At 46.8% G+C, this 15,168-nt stretch carries 15 protein-coding genes; 8 read left to right on the top strand and 7 right to left on the bottom strand.

What is annotated here, in order from left to right:
• Window positions 1–9 precede the first annotated feature (9 nt).
• Genes AB6805_RS27020 through AB6805_RS27010 form a run of 3 tightly spaced genes read right to left on the bottom strand, consistent with a single transcriptional unit; the run spans window position 10 to window position 3,422 of the window.
• The gene (locus AB6805_RS27020) at window positions 10–954 is read right to left on the bottom strand and encodes a UDP-glucuronic acid decarboxylase family protein (RefSeq protein ID WP_370912548.1); all 945 of its coding nucleotides are present in this window, start codon (window positions 952–954) and stop codon (window positions 10–12) included.
• A gap of 17 nt (window positions 955–971) precedes the next feature.
• Complete coding sequence (locus tag AB6805_RS27015; protein ID WP_370912547.1) at window positions 972–2,285, bottom strand: UDP-glucose/GDP-mannose dehydrogenase family protein; 1,314 nt, start codon at window positions 2,283–2,285, stop codon at window positions 972–974.
• A 9-nt stretch (window positions 2,286–2,294) separates the two neighbouring features.
• The gene (locus AB6805_RS27010) at window positions 2,295–3,422 is read right to left on the bottom strand and encodes a DegT/DnrJ/EryC1/StrS family aminotransferase (protein WP_370912546.1); all 1,128 of its coding nucleotides are present in this window, start codon (window positions 3,420–3,422) and stop codon (window positions 2,295–2,297) included.
• 109 nt (window positions 3,423–3,531) lie between these two features.
• Between AB6805_RS27010 and AB6805_RS27005 the strand changes: the two genes are divergently transcribed.
• A complete protein-coding gene (locus AB6805_RS27005; protein WP_370912545.1) occupies window positions 3,532–4,794 on the top strand; it encodes a 3-deoxy-D-manno-octulosonic acid transferase in 1,263 nt (420 codons plus the stop codon).
• On the opposite strand, the gene AB6805_RS27000 is transcribed toward AB6805_RS27005, so the two are convergent.
• Entirely contained in the window at window positions 4,764–5,747 is a 984-nt protein-coding gene (locus AB6805_RS27000; RefSeq protein ID WP_370912544.1) for a hypothetical protein, read from the bottom strand. The genes AB6805_RS27005 and AB6805_RS27000 overlap by 31 nt on opposite strands.
• A gap of 90 nt (window positions 5,748–5,837) precedes the next feature.
• Here AB6805_RS27000 and AB6805_RS26995 point away from each other — a divergent pair, with 90 nt between their 5' ends.
• Window positions 5,838–6,407 carry a thymidine kinase gene (locus tag AB6805_RS26995; protein ID WP_370912543.1) on the top strand — a complete coding sequence of 190 codons (570 nt, stop codon included), beginning with the start codon at window positions 5,838–5,840 and terminating at the stop codon, window positions 6,405–6,407.
• A 38-nt stretch (window positions 6,408–6,445) separates the two neighbouring features.
• On the opposite strand, the gene AB6805_RS26990 is transcribed toward AB6805_RS26995, so the two are convergent.
• Together AB6805_RS26990 and accC are read right to left on the bottom strand one after the other, a co-directional pair.
• The gene (locus AB6805_RS26990) at window positions 6,446–6,928 is read right to left on the bottom strand and encodes a GtrA family protein (RefSeq protein ID WP_370912542.1); all 483 of its coding nucleotides are present in this window, start codon (window positions 6,926–6,928) and stop codon (window positions 6,446–6,448) included.
• 76 nt (window positions 6,929–7,004) lie between these two features.
• Window positions 7,005–8,495 (bottom strand): acetyl-CoA carboxylase biotin carboxylase subunit, encoded by a 1,491-nt coding sequence (gene accC, locus AB6805_RS26985; protein WP_370912541.1) that lies wholly within the window; start codon window positions 8,493–8,495, stop codon window positions 7,005–7,007.
• A gap of 125 nt (window positions 8,496–8,620) precedes the next feature.
• On the opposite strand from accC, the gene AB6805_RS26980 reads away from it, so the two are divergent.
• The 4 genes from AB6805_RS26980 to AB6805_RS26965 all read left to right on the top strand — a co-directional run bounded on the left by AB6805_RS26980 (window position 8,621) and on the right by AB6805_RS26965 (window position 11,792).
• On the top strand, window positions 8,621–9,289 hold the full coding sequence (locus AB6805_RS26980; RefSeq protein ID WP_370912540.1) for a heme exporter protein CcmB: 669 nt from the start codon (window positions 8,621–8,623) through the stop codon (window positions 9,287–9,289).
• A gap of 145 nt (window positions 9,290–9,434) precedes the next feature.
• Entirely contained in the window at window positions 9,435–10,097 is a 663-nt protein-coding gene (gene ccsA, locus AB6805_RS26975; RefSeq protein WP_370912539.1) for a cytochrome c biogenesis protein CcsA, read from the top strand.
• Complete coding sequence (locus tag AB6805_RS26970) at window positions 10,094–10,330, top strand: CcmD family protein (protein WP_370912538.1); 237 nt, start codon at window positions 10,094–10,096, stop codon at window positions 10,328–10,330. The genes ccsA and AB6805_RS26970 overlap by 4 nt, the downstream gene beginning before the upstream one ends.
• Window positions 10,331–10,373: 43 nt before the next feature.
• Entirely contained in the window at window positions 10,374–11,792 is a 1,419-nt protein-coding gene (locus AB6805_RS26965; RefSeq protein WP_079470855.1) for a Glu/Leu/Phe/Val dehydrogenase, read from the top strand.
• 235 nt (window positions 11,793–12,027) lie between these two features.
• Here AB6805_RS26965 and AB6805_RS26960 read toward each other — a convergent pair whose 3' ends face one another.
• Window positions 12,028–12,471 carry a type I restriction enzyme HsdR N-terminal domain-containing protein gene (locus tag AB6805_RS26960; protein WP_370912537.1) on the bottom strand — a complete coding sequence of 148 codons (444 nt, stop codon included), beginning with the start codon at window positions 12,469–12,471 and terminating at the stop codon, window positions 12,028–12,030.
• Between the two features lie 93 nt (window positions 12,472–12,564).
• Here AB6805_RS26960 and AB6805_RS26955 point away from each other — a divergent pair, with 93 nt between their 5' ends.
• On the top strand, window positions 12,565–13,335 hold the full coding sequence (locus tag AB6805_RS26955; RefSeq protein ID WP_370912536.1) for an AMP nucleosidase: 771 nt from the start codon (window positions 12,565–12,567) through the stop codon (window positions 13,333–13,335).
• 20 nt (window positions 13,336–13,355) lie between these two features.
• Window positions 13,356–15,104, top strand: a complete 1,749-nt coding sequence (locus AB6805_RS26950) for an ABC transporter ATP-binding protein (RefSeq protein ID WP_370912535.1) — start codon at window positions 13,356–13,358, stop codon at window positions 15,102–15,104.
• Window positions 15,105–15,168 lie beyond the last annotated feature (64 nt).

Below are 15,168 nucleotides of genomic sequence, written 5' to 3'. Positions count from 1 at the left end.
GAGAAAAGTTTATTTTAATAAGGCTTCTTTAAAATATTCATAAGTGATCCTTAATCCTTCCTGTCTGCCTACTTTTGGTTCCCAACCTAACAGTGTACGTGCTTTGGTAATATCAGGCTGACGTTGTTTCGGATCGTCTTTTGGTAACGGATGGTAAACAATCTTTTGTTTTGAACCTGTTAATGCAATGATCTCTTCAGCAAACTGGTTCAATGTGATTTCCTGTGGATTGCCGATGTTAACAGGCAGGTGGTAGTCGCTTAATAATAAACGATAGATACCTTCCACGAGGTCATCTACATAACAGAAGGAACGGGTCTGGCTGCCGTCGCCAAATACGGTGAGATCCTGACCATTCAGCGCCTGGCTCATGAATGCGGGCAGTGCGCGACCGTCATTGAGTCGCATACGCGGACCGTAAGTGTTGAAGATACGGATGATACGGGTGTCTACACCGTGGAAATTATGATAAGCCATGGTAATAGATTCCAGGAATCTTTTGGCTTCATCATATACTCCCCTGGGACCTACGGGATTTACATTACCCCAGTATTCTTCCGGTTGCGGATGTACGTTTGGATCACCATATACTTCAGAAGTGGAAGCTACGAGGATACGTGCCTTTTTTTCCTTTGCCAGTCCCAGCAGGTTATGCGTTCCCAATGATCCTACTTTCAGCGTCTGGATAGGCATCTTGAGGTAATCAATGGGGCTGGCCGGGGAAGCAAAGTTCAGTATATAATCCAGTTTTCCCGGAACATGCACAAACTTGGTAACATCGTGGTGATAGTATTCAAATTCCGGTAACGGAAAAAGATGTTCTATATTTTTGATATTGCCGGTAAGGAGGTTGTCCATGCCTATTACATGAAAACCCTCTTTTATAAAACGATCACAAAGGTGGGAGCCAAGAAATCCAGCTGCACCGGCAATAAGTATTTTTTTCTTTTCCATGTTGTTGTTATAAGTAATTACAATGTTGCTGGTATACGTCCTACACTTTCGTAATGGTAACCGAGTTCTTTCATGCGGGAGACTTCGAAAAGATTTCTGCCGTCAAAAATAGCCTGATTTTTAAGACTGGCCGAAATTTTATGGAAGTCAGGAGTCCTGAATACACTCCATTCTGTAGCAATAATCAGCGCATCTGCGTTTTCCAGGCAAGTGTATTGATGTTCGGCGTAGATGATTTTATCTCCCACTACCTGTTTTACATTTGCCATAGCTTCCGGATCAAAAACACTTACAGTGGCGCCTTCTGCCAGCAATGCTTCAATAATGTACAATGCCGGTGCTTCCCTGATGTCATCTGTATTGGGTTTGAAGGCAAGTCCCCAGAGCGCAAAATGCTTGCCCTTCAGATCGTTTTTAAAGAAACTTTTTATTTTCGGAAGAAGAAACAGCTTCTGATTTTCATTTACATCCATTACGGCATTCAGTATCTTAAATTCGTACTGTGCATCCTGCGATGACTTTACCAATGCCTGTACATCCTTGGGGAAACAGCTGCCGCCGTATCCGATACCCGGGAAAAGGAAGCGCTTACCAATACGGTCATCACTACCAATACCCTTGCGCACCATATCTACATCAGCGCCGAGTCTTTCACATAATACCGCAATTTCATTCATGAAGGAAATCTTTGTGGCCAGGAAGGAATTGGCAGCATACTTGGTGAGTTCTGCCGATTTTTCATCCATGAAAAGAATAGGATTTCCTTGTCTCACAAAAGGAGCATACAATTCTCCCATTACTTTGCGTGCCCTTTCAGACATAGTGCCAATCACCACCCTGTCTGGTTTCATGAAGTCGTCTACCGCCACTCCCTCACGTAAAAATTCGGGGTTGGAAACTACATCAAATGGGGTTTTACAATTTTTCGCGATGGCAGCGATTACCTTTTCTGCGGTACCCACAGGTACGGTGCTTTTGTCTACGATAACTTTGTAGTCAGTCATAATTTTACCCAGGTGCTCTGCTACATTCAGCACAAAGGAAAGATCTGCAGCTCCGTCTGCTCCCGGAGGGGTAGGCAATGCAAGGAAAATTACTTCAGCATCCTTAATGCCCTCTTCCAAACTAGTGGTAAAGAACAAACGTTCCTCTTTGAGGTTGCGCTCAAATAATTTTTCCAGGCCAGGTTCATAAATAGTAATTTGACCTGACGAAAGCTTTTTTACTTTGTTGACATCAATGTCTACACAAGTGACATCATTTCCTGTTTCGGCAAAACAAGTCCCGGTTACAAGACCTACATAACCAGTTCCTACTACTGTAATTTTCATGCGGGGTGATTATTTTAAAAATGATTTAACGGATTGGATAATGTGCTCCAATTGATCGGGATCCATTTCAGTGTGTATTGGCAAGGAAATCACCTTTGTGGTGAGACTATCGGTTACGGGAAGATCAAAGGCTGCGCCACCAAAGTGCTCGAACATTTTCTGGCGGTGGGCAGGAACAGGATAATATATCATTGCAGGCACCTCTTTTTCTGCCAGGTATTTCTGCAGCTCATTTCTGTCAGCGCCATTTAACTGCAGTGTATACTGATGAAATACATGGTAGCTGTAAGGAGCGCGATAAGGTGTTGTTATTTGTGGCATATCAGCAAATGCAGCATCATAAGCATCTGCCACTGCACGACGTGCAGTAATATATTGATCGAGTAATGGAAGTTTAATACGCAATACGGCTGCCTGTACAGAATCGAGACGGGAGTTGCAGCCTACGACATCATGATAATAGCGGGCAGATTGGCCATGATTGGCAACCATGCGGATTTTCGCCGCCAGTTCATCATCATTTGTAAAAATGGCGCCACCATCACCATAGCAACCCAGATTTTTTGAAGGGAAGAAAGAAGTGCAGCCAATATGACCAATAGCACCGGCTTTTTTCTTTGTGCCGTCGCTAAAAGTATAATCGGCGCCAATAGCCTGGGCATTATCTTCAATCACGTACAGTTTATGTTTTGCCGCCAGCGCCATCAACGGTTCCATATCCGTTACATGACCGTATAAATGTACCGGCACGATGGCTTTGGTTCTGGGGGTAATTGCTTTTTCTATGGCAGCTACATCCACACAGTAGGTTTGAGGATCTACATCCACAAAAACGGGTTTCAGTTGTAACAGGGCGATTACCTCTGCGGTGGCTATGAAAGTGAATGAAGGGGTTATTACCTCATCGCCTGGTTCCAGTCCGAGCGCCATCATGGCAATTTGAAGCGCATCTGTACCATTTGCACAGGGAATCACATGCTTTACGTCCAGGTATGACTGCAATTCAGTGCTAAACTTCTGAACCGCGCCACCATTAATAAAAGCGGAACTATCCAGCACTTCGCCGATGGCTGCATCTACCTGTGATTTAATCTTCGTATACTGGCGTTTCAAGTCTACCATCTGAATCGGAACCATATGATCGTATATTTTTATTTTGTTTAAAGTGTGCAAATTTACAAATTTTGGGATTGGCTGGGGATTATCTTTGCATTCAGCTGAAAATTAAGTAAAAGTACGCAGGCGAATGATAGCAACAGGAATTTATAATGCAGGGCTTCAATTGTATAAAGCGGGAGTTCACCTGGCCGCATTGGCAGGTAAAACCAAAGCCCGGCGCTGGCTGGAAGGCCGGCAAAACTGGCAATCGCGTATGCGGAAGGACGGAATCGGCTCCCGTCCGGTAGTATGGATCCATGCTGCCTCCCTGGGGGAATTTGAGCAGGGGAGGCCGGTGCTGGAGGCAATCCGCGCTGCCTGGCCCTCCTACGAAATTTTGTTAACATTTTTTTCGCCTTCGGGGTATGAGGTCCGGAAAGACTATAAAGGCGCCGACTATGTTTATTACCTGCCCCTGGATACCCGCAGCAACGCCCGGGATTTTATAGATATTGTTCAGCCCGCCCTGGCTATCTTTATAAAATACGAATTCTGGTATCATTACCTGACTACCCTCCATCAAAGGAATATCCCGACCCTGCTGGTATCTGGCATTTTCCGGCCCGATCAGGTATTTTTTAAGGGGTACGGCAACATGTTCCGCGGCCTCCTGCGCCACCTGACACATATTTTTGTACAGAATGAGGCATCCCTTCAATTACTTCGCGGAATAGGGTTGCAAAATAGCAGCATCAGCGGGGATACACGGTTCGACCGGGTGGCCGCCCTGCTCAATGAATACCGGGAATTGCCTGAAATTTCCGTTTTTGCCGGCGAAAAGCGATTAGTCGTAGCCGGTAGTACCTGGCCATCCGATGAAAAAATCCTGGGCGACTGGTGGAAAGAAAAGGAAGAAACAGACGTAAAGCTGGTCCTTGCACCCCATGAAATTGATGATCACCATATCCAGTCGATACTGGCTTTGTTTCCGGATGCGCAGCGCTTCTCTGAACTAAAACAAGGAAATAACAGGCCGGCGGATGTATTGATCATAGATAATATCGGCATGCTCACTACGCTCTATCGTTATGCTGCTATCACTTATGTTGGAGGGGGCTTTGGCAAGGACGGCATACACAATATACTGGAGCCGGCCGTTTACAGCAAGCCGGTAATCATAGGACCGGAATTCGGGAAATACTTCGAAGCAGTGGAACTGGTGGCCGCGGGTGGCGCATTGGTAGTACATAATTACAGAAACCTCCACACCTGTATGGAGATGCTCCTGGCCGACAAGGTAGCCTGTGCTGAAGTAGCCGCCATCGCCGGAAACTATGTAGCCGCCAATACCGGAGCTACCCAAAAGGTGTTAGATTATATTCAGGAGAAACGTTTTTTGAGCAACGAATAGAAGTGTTGCACCAGGTGATGGTCGTCTTCCCATCCCTGTATAATTTTTATTTCACGCTGGATCCAGTAATCCGCTTCCTGGAGATTACTACATTCATTGATGGTTTTGATAGAACGTTCGTACAGGTCGCGGTCGCCCCGGAACAGCTCCTGGATGAACTGGTATTTTTCATTGATACCAATGGCCTGCCGCAGGTCATTAATAGGCATCTCACCAAGTTTCTGCGCTACTTCTACCTGTTGTTGCCGCAAACGATCGTTTAGTGAAGTACCGTTGCTGCCGGCAAGTTCGTTGAGGTCTTTTCGGAGTTCGCCGTTGTTGGCCACCGGCGGCGTGTTTTTTACAGGTTGTATATCGTCGAACAGGGTAGCAGCCTGCGCGGGTTTTGTTTTTTCAACAGGAGATTGATTAATTGCCAGCGTGGGAATGGGTTGTGCGGTGACAACCGGTTCCGGTTTGGGCGGCACCAGGTCGGCCGCCGGAGGCACAGCCGCTATCGGCGTTTCCACCGGTGTGGCTTTGGGCATTTCCACGGGTTTAGGGACTTCCGCCGGTTTGCCGGCTGAAGGTTCTTCCGTCCTGGATGCGCGGCCATTAATATCTTCGGTAAGTATTACCGTATTACGGGTAGGCGTATCGTTTAGCCTGGCTGCACGGGTATTGATATCTTCAGGCTCAGCGGTGGCAATTGGTGCTTCCGCCGGTTTATTTGAAGGTAATGTTGTAGTTTGCGGCGCAGTTGCTGCCGGCGCTGGTACCGTTATCGGTTGTTGCGCAGGCATGATCACCGCGATATTTCCCTGTGTAGATTGCACCTGTTGCTGATGCAGCTTGTTACGCGCATGCAACACCTCTGCCTGGAGCAATTGCGCGTAATACGAAATTGCAGAAAGCTCAGCCCCGGAATTTTTTAATTCCTGTAGTTTTTCAATTAATGCATTAATTTTTTCCATGCCTTAATTGTTAACGGGTTAGTGATAGAAATTATTTTATTTTCATAAAATTAGAATATTTTAATTAATTAATAATCAAATTAGTATAATATGTTTATTGAACCTTCTCTTGCAGGAGGGCGGAGGGGCTGGATCGAGGTAATTTGCGGCTCTATGTTTTCGGGGAAAACCGAAGAACTGATCCGCCGGCTCAAACGGGTACGTATCGCCAATTTAAAGGTGGAAATATTCGGACCTGCCATAGATACCCGGTTTGATGAAAGAAGCCTTACGTCGCATGACGACAATAAAATCATTTCCACACCAATAGAAAATTCCCAGCAAATCCTGTTGCTGGCCCAGGAAGTAGACGTGGTGGGTATTGATGAAGCACAGTTTTTTGACGATGAGTTACCCAATGTATGTGATCAGCTGGCGCTTCGTGGGGTACGTGTAATCGTTGCGGGGCTGGATATGGATTTCACAGGCAAGCCATTTGGTCAGATGCCCTTCCTGCTGGCAAAAGCAGATTATATTACCAAGTTACACGCCATCTGTGTGAAGTGCGGTCATATTGCCAATTACTCTTACCGTAAATCGGCATCAAAAGAAACATTGTTGCTGGGAGAGAAGGATCTGTATGAACCGAGATGCAGGCATTGCTATTACGAAAATGTATGATAAAGTAAAAAGGAAGGTCAGCGACCTTCCTTTTTACTTTATGCCTGTTGTTTCACTTTAAAGGTAAATTTCTTCTGGGTCAGATAGCTGAAAGTCACTACCAGCACAGTGGTACAGATCTTACCTACGGTGGCATACAAGTGCAGGTGGTCCACAAATATCTTCATTAATAAATAGTTCAGTACAATACAGATGCCTACCAGCATGAAGTAACGGAGCAATTGTACGCGTCCGCGTAAATTGGATTCAGAGAACACTACATATTTGCTGAGCAGGAAACCGGTAGGAAAGGTAACCGCCATGGACATAAAGAGGGCAGCGATATGCGCACTCATGCTAACCGGCCCCAGGTGCACCATTTGCTGGTGCAGTATAAAATTATAACACACATAATACAGGCATATATCCAACACCGTATTGCCTCCGCCACATGCTAAGTAGCGGAAGGTTTGCCAGGGCATCACCTTCGAAAAGGGCTGGTAAAAGAACTGAAGGATCTGTAAGATGACGTTACGTAACATAATTAAAATTGGCGCAAAGTTATGCGTTTTCGGGTTTTCAGGAAACACTTTAACGAAAGTTAACAACTGTTTTGGCTTATCTTAACATATTCCTTTTTTTCCAGGCCGATTCACGTGGATGATTGCTGATAGCCGCTTCCTGTAAATTTATATTGTTTTGCTGCCATACGTATGCAGCCAGGATAGCCGCCAGTTTATTAACATCTGCTTCGTCTGTAAGCAGCGACTGTGGCGTAAAATATTTATTGATAAAGTTGGTGTCGAAGTCTCCTTCAATGAAGGCAGGCTGCTGCAGCGCCCATTTACCGAAAGGCAGGGTGGTTTTGATCCCTTTTACCTGGTATTCTTCAATGGCGCGGATCAGGCGAAGCCGGGCTTCTTCCCGGTTGCTGCCCCAGGCGATGAGCTTGGCAATCATCGGATCGTAGTAAATGGGAATATCCATGCCCTGCTCATATCCGTCATCCACCCGCACGCCATAACCCTGCGGACGGATATAGGATTCGAGTTTACCGGTGTCCGGCAGAAAGTTATTGCCCGGATCTTCAGCGCAGATACGCAGTTCAATGGCATGGCCATTTATTTTCAGGCTTTCCTGGGTGAAAGATAATTTTTCTCCCCGGGCCACCTTAATCTGTTCTTTTACGAGGTCGAGGCCGGTGATCAGTTCCGTAACCGGATGCTCCACCTGCAGGCGGGTATTCATTTCCAGGAAGTAGAAGTTCAACTGGTCATCTACCAGGAATTCCACGGTGCCGGCGCCATAATAGTTGCAGGCTTTGGCCACATCTACGGCACACTGGCCCATAGCGGCGCGGATGGCCGGTGTGAGGCAGGACGACGGCGCCTCTTCAATCAGCTTCTGGTGGCGTCTTTGAATGGAACACTCCCTTTCAAATAAATATACACAGTTGCCGTGGCGATCGCCCAGTACCTGTATTTCTATATGCCGTGGAGAACCCACATACTTTTCTATAAATACGGCATCGTCACCAAAGGCGCTGAGGGCTTCGCTTTTAGCCATCCTGATCTGCTCATCCAGTTCTTCCGGGGCATTAACCACCCTCATTCCTTTACCACCACCACCGGCGGAAGCTTTGATCAGGATTGGAAAGCCTGTTTTCTTTACCACTTCCCTGGCCTCTTCCACGCTGCGTAAGGGCGTTTCTGTGCCCGGAACCATGGGAACGCCGAATTTCTGCGCCGCCTGTTTGGCAGCCAGCTTACTGCCCATTACCTCAATGGAAGCGGCAGACGGACCAATGAATGTAATACCGGCATCCGTTACCTGCTGCGCAAAACGGGCATTTTCACTTAAAAAACCGTATCCCGGGTGAATGCCATCCGCTCCTTTTTCTTTAGCCACGGCAATTATTTTTTCGCCCAGCAGGTAAGATTGATTGGAAGGTGCGGGACCAATGCAAACGGCTTCATCTGCATATTGTACAAAAGGCATGGAACGATCCGCTTCGGAATATACCGCCACTGTTTTTATACCCATTTCATGTGCGGAACGCATAATGCGTAATGCAATCTCTCCCCGATTGGCAACCAGAATTTTCTTCATCAGCAGTTTGCTTTTAACAAGGCCCCTTTGCTATGGGGATGTCATTTTTTAATGAGGGGCTAAATATACTTAAAAATGGGTAACGGCTGAAAGCTAATTGTGAATAACTATCTTTGCGCCTGATCATGAAAAAAAGCAATCCCATACATCAGACACTTACCCTTGTGAAAAAGGATCTTACGCTGGAATTACGCCAGCAGTATGCTTTTTATGGGGTACTGCTCTATATTGTGTCTACTGTTTTTGTTATCAACCTGATGATGGGAAGACCGGACGACAAAGTATGGAATGCCCTTTTCTGGGTGATACAGCTGTTTGTGGCGGTAAATGCCGTCGCTAAAAGTTTCATGCAGGAAAGCAGGGGACGGCTCCTGTATTTTTATTCCCTGGTGAATCCGCGCTGTTTTATTGCGGCCAAACTGATCTATAATGTGATATTAATGACCCTCATGAGCATTATTGCTCTGGTTTGCAGCATTGCGTTCCTGGGCAATCCCATTATCAACCCCGTTTATTTTGTGGGGATGGTGCTCCTGGGCGGTACCAGTATCTCCCTGTTATTTACTATGCTGGCGGCTATTGCCGCCCAGGCCAATCACAATGCTGCACTGATGGCCGTGATGGGTTTCCCCCTGATTATGCCGGTGCTGATGCTGCTGGCCAACATCTCTTTATCTGCCTTTGTAACGGTATATCAGCCGGAACTGCCTAAAATGTTCCTGTTGCTCGGGGGAATGGATATACTGGTTATTGCCCTGACAATGATCCTTTTCCCGTTTTTGTGGAAAGACTGATATTAGAAATATCAAACAAAAAGCTCACTTCTGTAAAGGATATTTAACGGGGAATTACTGCCGTTGGATAAACTTAAAATCCCCGAAAATCTTTGTGATTAGGTTTAAAACGTGTAGGTTTGCCCCCGAATATAGCTATTAAAAAATGGCCAGACATTGGTGGAAAGCATTAGCGATACTGCTTCTTTTATATGTAATTATCGCCGGGTTCACTGTTAAAATACCTATAATAGGAACCAACGGACAATCATCCCGCGGATTGTTCTTTCACGTACCGATGTGGATATGTATGTATACCATGTACACCATATCTATTATCAACTCGCTGCTTTATCTGTCGAAATACGATTTAAAGAAAGATGTGATTGCCTCCAGCGCTGCGGGAGTGGGTACTTTCTTCGGCGTATTGGGCTTCGCAACAGGTACGCTCTGGGCTACCTATACCTGGGGCGGCACGCTTACAGACGATCCCAAACAGATGTGCACCGCCATCGCCATTCTTATCTATATGGCTTACCTGGTGCTGCGCATGAGCATACACGACCTCGACAAACGGGCACGGATATCCGCAGTTTTTAACATTTTTGCCTTTGCATTGCTGATACCCTTAACCTATATCATTCCCCGCATGGTGGACTCCCTGCATCCGGGAAGCGCTACCACACCAGGCTTTGCGTCAAAAGATACTGATGGCTCCATGAAACTGGTGTTGTATCCCGCCTTTATTGGCTGGACCCTGCTGAGTGTGTGGATATTCACGCTGGTAGTACGTTACAGGAAATTACAGCTTAAAAATATTTTTAAATGATCAATAGAGCGTTTTCATTTTGCCTGACCCTGGCCTTGCTATTCATTTCGGTACTGGCAAATGCACAACAGCAGAATACAGAGAAAGGAGCGGTCAACGAATTCTTCCGCAGCAACGATAAAATTTATGTCATTGTTGGTGTTTTAGTGATCATCTTCCTGGGAATCGTATTATTTCTTATCAATCTCGACAGAAAGATCGGTAAGCTGGAAGAAAAAGATAAAAATCAGTAACCCAAAAATTTAAAATCTAATCGTTATACCAAAACAATAATTTATGTCGCAAGATCAGCATTATAGCTTCTTCCAGAGTGTGGAGAAAAGCTTCGACAAAGCAGCTGCATTCACTAAATGGGACAAAGGTATCCTGGAGCAGATCAAGGCCTGCAACGCCGTTTACCAGATTAAATTCCCGGTGAGAATAGGCGATTCTGTGCAGGTAATTGAAGCTTACCGCGTACAACATTCACATCATAAACTTCCCTGCAAAGGTGGTATCCGCTTCAGCGATGAAGTAAACCAGGACGAAGTAATGGCCCTGGCATCCCTGATGACCTACAAATGCGCCATTGTGAACGTGCCGTTTGGTGGTGCCAAAGGTGGTTTGAAAATCAACCCCCGCAATTATACGCCCTTCCAGCTGGAAGCGATTACCCGCCGTTATACTGCGGAACTGGTAAAGAAAAACTTTATCGGACCAGGTACAGATGTTCCTGCTCCTGATTACGGTACAGGCGAAAGAGAAATGAGCTGGATCCTGGATACTTACATGAGCTTGCGCCCGGGTGAAATTGACGGCTACGGTTGCGTTACCGGTAAACCTGTATCACAGGGCGGTGTACGCGGTCGTACAGAAGCAACCGGTTTAGGTGTGTTCTATGGTTTACGCGAACTGTGTAACATCAAGGAAGACATGGACCGCCTCGGTCTTACTACCGGCATAGAAGGAAAAAGAGTGATTGTACAGGGAATGGGTAACGTGGGTTACCACGCTGCCAAATACTTCCATGAAGCAGGCGCCAAAGTAATCTGCCTGATCGAGTGGGATGGTGCCATCTATAACGAACAGGGTATGAATCCTGATGAAGTACTGATGCACAAAAAAGCCACCGGTTCTATCGTAAACTTCGCCGGCGCTACCAACCTCAATAAAAATACAGATGGCCTGGAGCTGGATTGTGAAATCCTGATCCCTGCTGCCCTGGAAAATGTAATTGATAAACACAATGCTCCCAACGTTAAAGCAAAGATCATCGGTGAAGCTGCCAATGGTCCTTTAACACCGGAAGCGGATGAAATCCTGAATAAGAAAGGAGTGATTGTGGTGCCGGATATGTTCCTGAACGCCGGCGGTGTAACCGTTTCTTATTTCGAATGGCTGAAAAACCTCAGCCACGTACGCTACGGCCGTTTGGGCAAACGCTTTGATGAAAATATGAACATTCATATCCTGCAAACCATCGAAGAGCTGACCGGCAAAACCGTTTCCGATAAAGAAAGAAAATTCATTGCCCATGGCGCGGATGAAGTAGACCTGGTATATTCCGGCCTGGAAGAAACCATGCACGCTGCCCTCCACGAAGTCCGCGATGTAATGATGGCAAACCCGCAGATCCATGATATGCGTACAGCCGCTTACGTAGTAGCCATTAACAAAGTAGGCGCGGCTTACGAGCAACTGGGCATTTTCCCTTGATGCGCTTAGCGCGCCTTCGGCGCGGGGAAATTGTCTTGGAGCACTGATTACGCTGATTTTACTGATTAGCTTGATTTTTACTTTTAGGATTTGATAAATATTTAGGGGAGATAAAAGCGAATATATCCGCTTTTATCTCCCCTAATCTTTTAAAATCAAAAATGATCAAATCAAGCAAATCAGTAAAATCAGCGTAATCAGTGCTCCAAGACAATTTCCCCGCGCCGAAGGCGCGCTAAGCAAACCCCGGCAACTCGCGCAGGAACCGCCATTTATTTTCGGCCGCCACGTAATTGCCGCAGAAGGTGTTCAGGCCGTTGGTGATCACCAGGTAGGTGGCGGGAATTACCATGTTATAGCGGATCACCTGCTGCATGGTGTGCTCGGTGAGCGGTACATTCATTTCTTTGCATTCCACCAGCATCCAGGGCTGTGTTGCACGGTTGTATATTACGATGTCGAATCGCTTCTTCATCTCTCCCAGAAAAATTTCCTTTTCAATACCTATCAGGGATGCCGGGTAATTCAGCACTTTCACCAGGTAGTTCAGGAAATTTTGCCGTACCCACTCTTCCGGTGTGAGTACCACATATTTTTTACGGAAGCGGTCAAAGATGAGTTCTTTGCTGCCTTCTTTCATAATTTTGAAATCGGGTGGAGGGAAGCTGATCGCGATCAAGATATAACTGATTTAATACCATTGCGAAGATAGTTACATTAGGATAATATTGAGGTTAGCGAACAAAACCTTATATTTGCTTGTCAAAAAGCTATGAAGACAAAAGACGAAATTGTAGCTAACTGGCTGCCCCGCTACACGGGTGAGAAACTGGATCAATTTGGCTCCCACATCCTCCTCACCAACTTCAGTAATTATGTAACAATGTTTGCCGAATGGAACAACGTGGAAATCGTTGGCGTTGGCCGGCCTATGCAATGCGCTACGGCAGGTGATATTACCATTATCAACTTTGGTATGGGAAGTCCGGGTGCTGCTACCGTAATGGACCTGTTATCTGCCATCTCCCCGAAAGCGGTATTATTCCTCGGAAAATGCGGCGGATTAAAAAAGAAGAATAACATCGGCGACCTGATACTGCCTATCGCCGCTATCCGCGGGGAAGGTACCAGCAACGATTATTTTCCCCCGGAAGTACCCGCACTGCCTGCATTTGCTTTGCAAAAAGCCATTTCCACCACGATCCGTGATTCCGGCTACGATTACTGGACAGGCACCTGCTATACCACCAACAGGCGTGTATGGGAGCATGATGCCGCATTTAAACAATACCTGGAAAAGATAAGAGCAATGGCAGTGGATATGGAAACAGCCACCATCTTTTCTGTTGGTTTCTTTAACAAGATTCCTACCGGTGCTTTATTGCTGGTATCTGATCAGCCGATGGTGCCGGAAGGCGTAAAAACGGAAGAAAGCGACAAAAAGGTGACCACTAAATTTGTGGAACGCCATCTTAAAGTAGGCATCGACTCCTTACAGAAGCTGATTGAAAGTCACCAGACCGTGAAGCACCTGCGTTTTTAGAATTGTTGTATCTTCCGGGTATGCTTTCCACGCGGGTAGAGATACAGGACCTGGAGGTAACATTCAGGTCCGGACAAACAACAACAACAGCTGTTAATCAGATTTCCCTTTCCATAGGAAAGGGTGAAATTGTAGGCGTAGTAGGAGAATCCGGTTCCGGAAAATCCGTTACTGCCCTTTCGCTTATGCGACTCATTGATATGCCTGGTACCATCTCCGGTGGAAAGATCCTTTACCAGGCTGCAGATGAAACAGCAGTAAACCTGCTGCAGTTGCCTGATGCTACCATGCGTAGCTTCCGCGGCAACGAAATTGCCATGATTTTTCAGGAACCCATGACGGCGCTGAATCCGCTGCATACCTGCGGAGAGCAGGTGGCGGAGGCGATCCGTTTGCATACCGGCGTAAGCCGCAAGGCCGCCCGCGGGGAAGTGATCGCCCTCTTCCAAAAGGTAAAGCTCCCTGATCCGGCAGCGATCATGGACCGTTATCCCCACGAAATTTCCGGCGGACAAAAACAACGGGTCATGATCGCGATGGCCATCTCCTGCCATCCCCGCCTGCTCATCGCCGATGAGCCCACTACAGCGCTGGATGTTACCGTGCAAAAAGCTATACTGGAACTACTCCGGGAACTGCAACAGCAGATGGAGATGAGCGTTATTTTTATTACCCATGATTTAGGCGTGGTAGCGGAAATAGCGGAAAGGGTAGTGGTGATGTATAAAGGGAATATTGTGGAAGAAGGAACGGTGAAAGAGGTGTTCCTGCATCCGCAACACCCGTACACAAAGGGGCTGCTGGCTTGCCGGCCCCCGCTGGATAAACGTTTGGTGAGATTGCCCGTGATCCGGGATTTTATGGAGACGGACTCACGGGGACAGATACACGAAAAAGCCGGAGCCATCCGGGATGTGATGCAGTCGCTGGTAATCCCTGACGCAGTGCTGCGGCAGCGGGAGCAACAGCTGGCAGCCGCGCCACCTCTGCTGGAGGTGCATCAGCTGAAAACGTGGTTTCCCGTGAAAAGGAGTATCACCGGCAAAGTGCTGCAATGGGCCAAAGCCGTGGACGATGTGAGCTTCCGGGTAATCACCGGTGAAACGCTTGGGCTGGTAGGCGAATCTGGTTGTGGTAAAACCACTTTGGGCCGGTCGCTGCTAAGACTTGCAGAACCAACCGCAGGAAGTATTATTTATAAAGGACAGGATATACGCAGTTTGTCGGCCACCGGGATGCGTGCGCTGCGGAAGGATATGCAACTGATTTTCCAGGACCCATACGCATCGCTGAATCCCCGGAAAACCATTGGGGCCGCTATCCTGGAGCCAATGAAAGTGCATGGTTTGTATGGTACGGAGCGGCAGCAGCAAGCAAAAGTGCAGGAATTACTGGAGAAGGTGAATCTGCTGCCGGAGCATTTTAACCGTTACCCGCATGAATTTTCCGGCGGTCAACGGCAACGGATTGTGATAGCGCGTGCCCTGGCGGTGGAACCCTCTTTTATCATCTGTGATGAATCGGTAGCTGCGCTGGATGTAAGTGTGCAGGCGCAGGTGCTGAACCTGCTGATCCGTTTACGGGAAGAGCTGGGCTTTACGTGTATTTTTATTTCACACGATCTTTCCGTGGTAAGGTTTATCAGCGACCGGATGATGGTGATGCAGAAAGGAAAGATTGTAGAACAGGGCGCAGCCGACAGGGTGTATAACCATCCGGAAAACCCGTATACGCAACAACTGATAGCAGCCATTCCTAAAGGAATATAATATATAATTATCTGGTTATTATACGTTATACATCATTTTTTGATGATGTAGATAATAATTGATA

The sequence above is a fragment of the Chitinophaga sp. RCC_12 genome, from assembly GCF_041360695.1.
Classification (GTDB): Bacteria; Bacteroidota; Bacteroidia; order Chitinophagales; family Chitinophagaceae; genus Chitinophaga.
Note: the sequence above shows the minus strand (reverse complement) of the source record. Positions and strands in the feature narration are given on the sequence as shown.

What these genes read in the sequence shown, in the direction of transcription:
- AB6805_RS26955 (WP_370912536.1), top strand. Translation starts at nt 12,565, where the DNA reads ATGAAGACAAAAGACGAAATTGTAGCTAACTGGCTGCCCCGCTACACG.
- AB6805_RS27015 (WP_370912547.1), bottom strand. Translation starts at nt 2,285, where the DNA reads ATGAAAATTACAGTAGTAGGAACTGGTTATGTAGGTCTTGTAACCGGG.
- AB6805_RS26950 (WP_370912535.1), top strand. Translation starts at nt 13,356, where the DNA reads ATGCTTTCCACGCGGGTAGAGATACAGGACCTGGAGGTAACATTCAGG.
- AB6805_RS26980 (WP_370912540.1), top strand. Translation starts at nt 8,621, where the DNA reads ATGAAAAAAAGCAATCCCATACATCAGACACTTACCCTTGTGAAAAAG.
- ccsA (WP_370912539.1), top strand. Translation starts at nt 9,435, where the DNA reads ATGGCCAGACATTGGTGGAAAGCATTAGCGATACTGCTTCTTTTATAT.
- AB6805_RS26990 (WP_370912542.1), bottom strand. Translation starts at nt 6,928, where the DNA reads ATGTTACGTAACGTCATCTTACAGATCCTTCAGTTCTTTTACCAGCCC.
- AB6805_RS27000 (WP_370912544.1), bottom strand. Translation starts at nt 5,747, where the DNA reads ATGGAAAAAATTAATGCATTAATTGAAAAACTACAGGAATTAAAAAAT.
- AB6805_RS26995 (WP_370912543.1), top strand. Translation starts at nt 5,838, where the DNA reads ATGTTTATTGAACCTTCTCTTGCAGGAGGGCGGAGGGGCTGGATCGAG.
- AB6805_RS26965 (WP_079470855.1), top strand. Translation starts at nt 10,374, where the DNA reads ATGTCGCAAGATCAGCATTATAGCTTCTTCCAGAGTGTGGAGAAAAGC.
- AB6805_RS26970 (WP_370912538.1), top strand. Translation starts at nt 10,094, where the DNA reads ATGATCAATAGAGCGTTTTCATTTTGCCTGACCCTGGCCTTGCTATTC.
- AB6805_RS27005 (WP_370912545.1), top strand. Translation starts at nt 3,532, where the DNA reads ATGATAGCAACAGGAATTTATAATGCAGGGCTTCAATTGTATAAAGCG.
- AB6805_RS27020 (WP_370912548.1), bottom strand. Translation starts at nt 954, where the DNA reads ATGGAAAAGAAAAAAATACTTATTGCCGGTGCAGCTGGATTTCTTGGC.
- AB6805_RS27010 (WP_370912546.1), bottom strand. Translation starts at nt 3,422, where the DNA reads ATGGTTCCGATTCAGATGGTAGACTTGAAACGCCAGTATACGAAGATT.
- accC (WP_370912541.1), bottom strand. Translation starts at nt 8,495, where the DNA reads ATGAAGAAAATTCTGGTTGCCAATCGGGGAGAGATTGCATTACGCATT.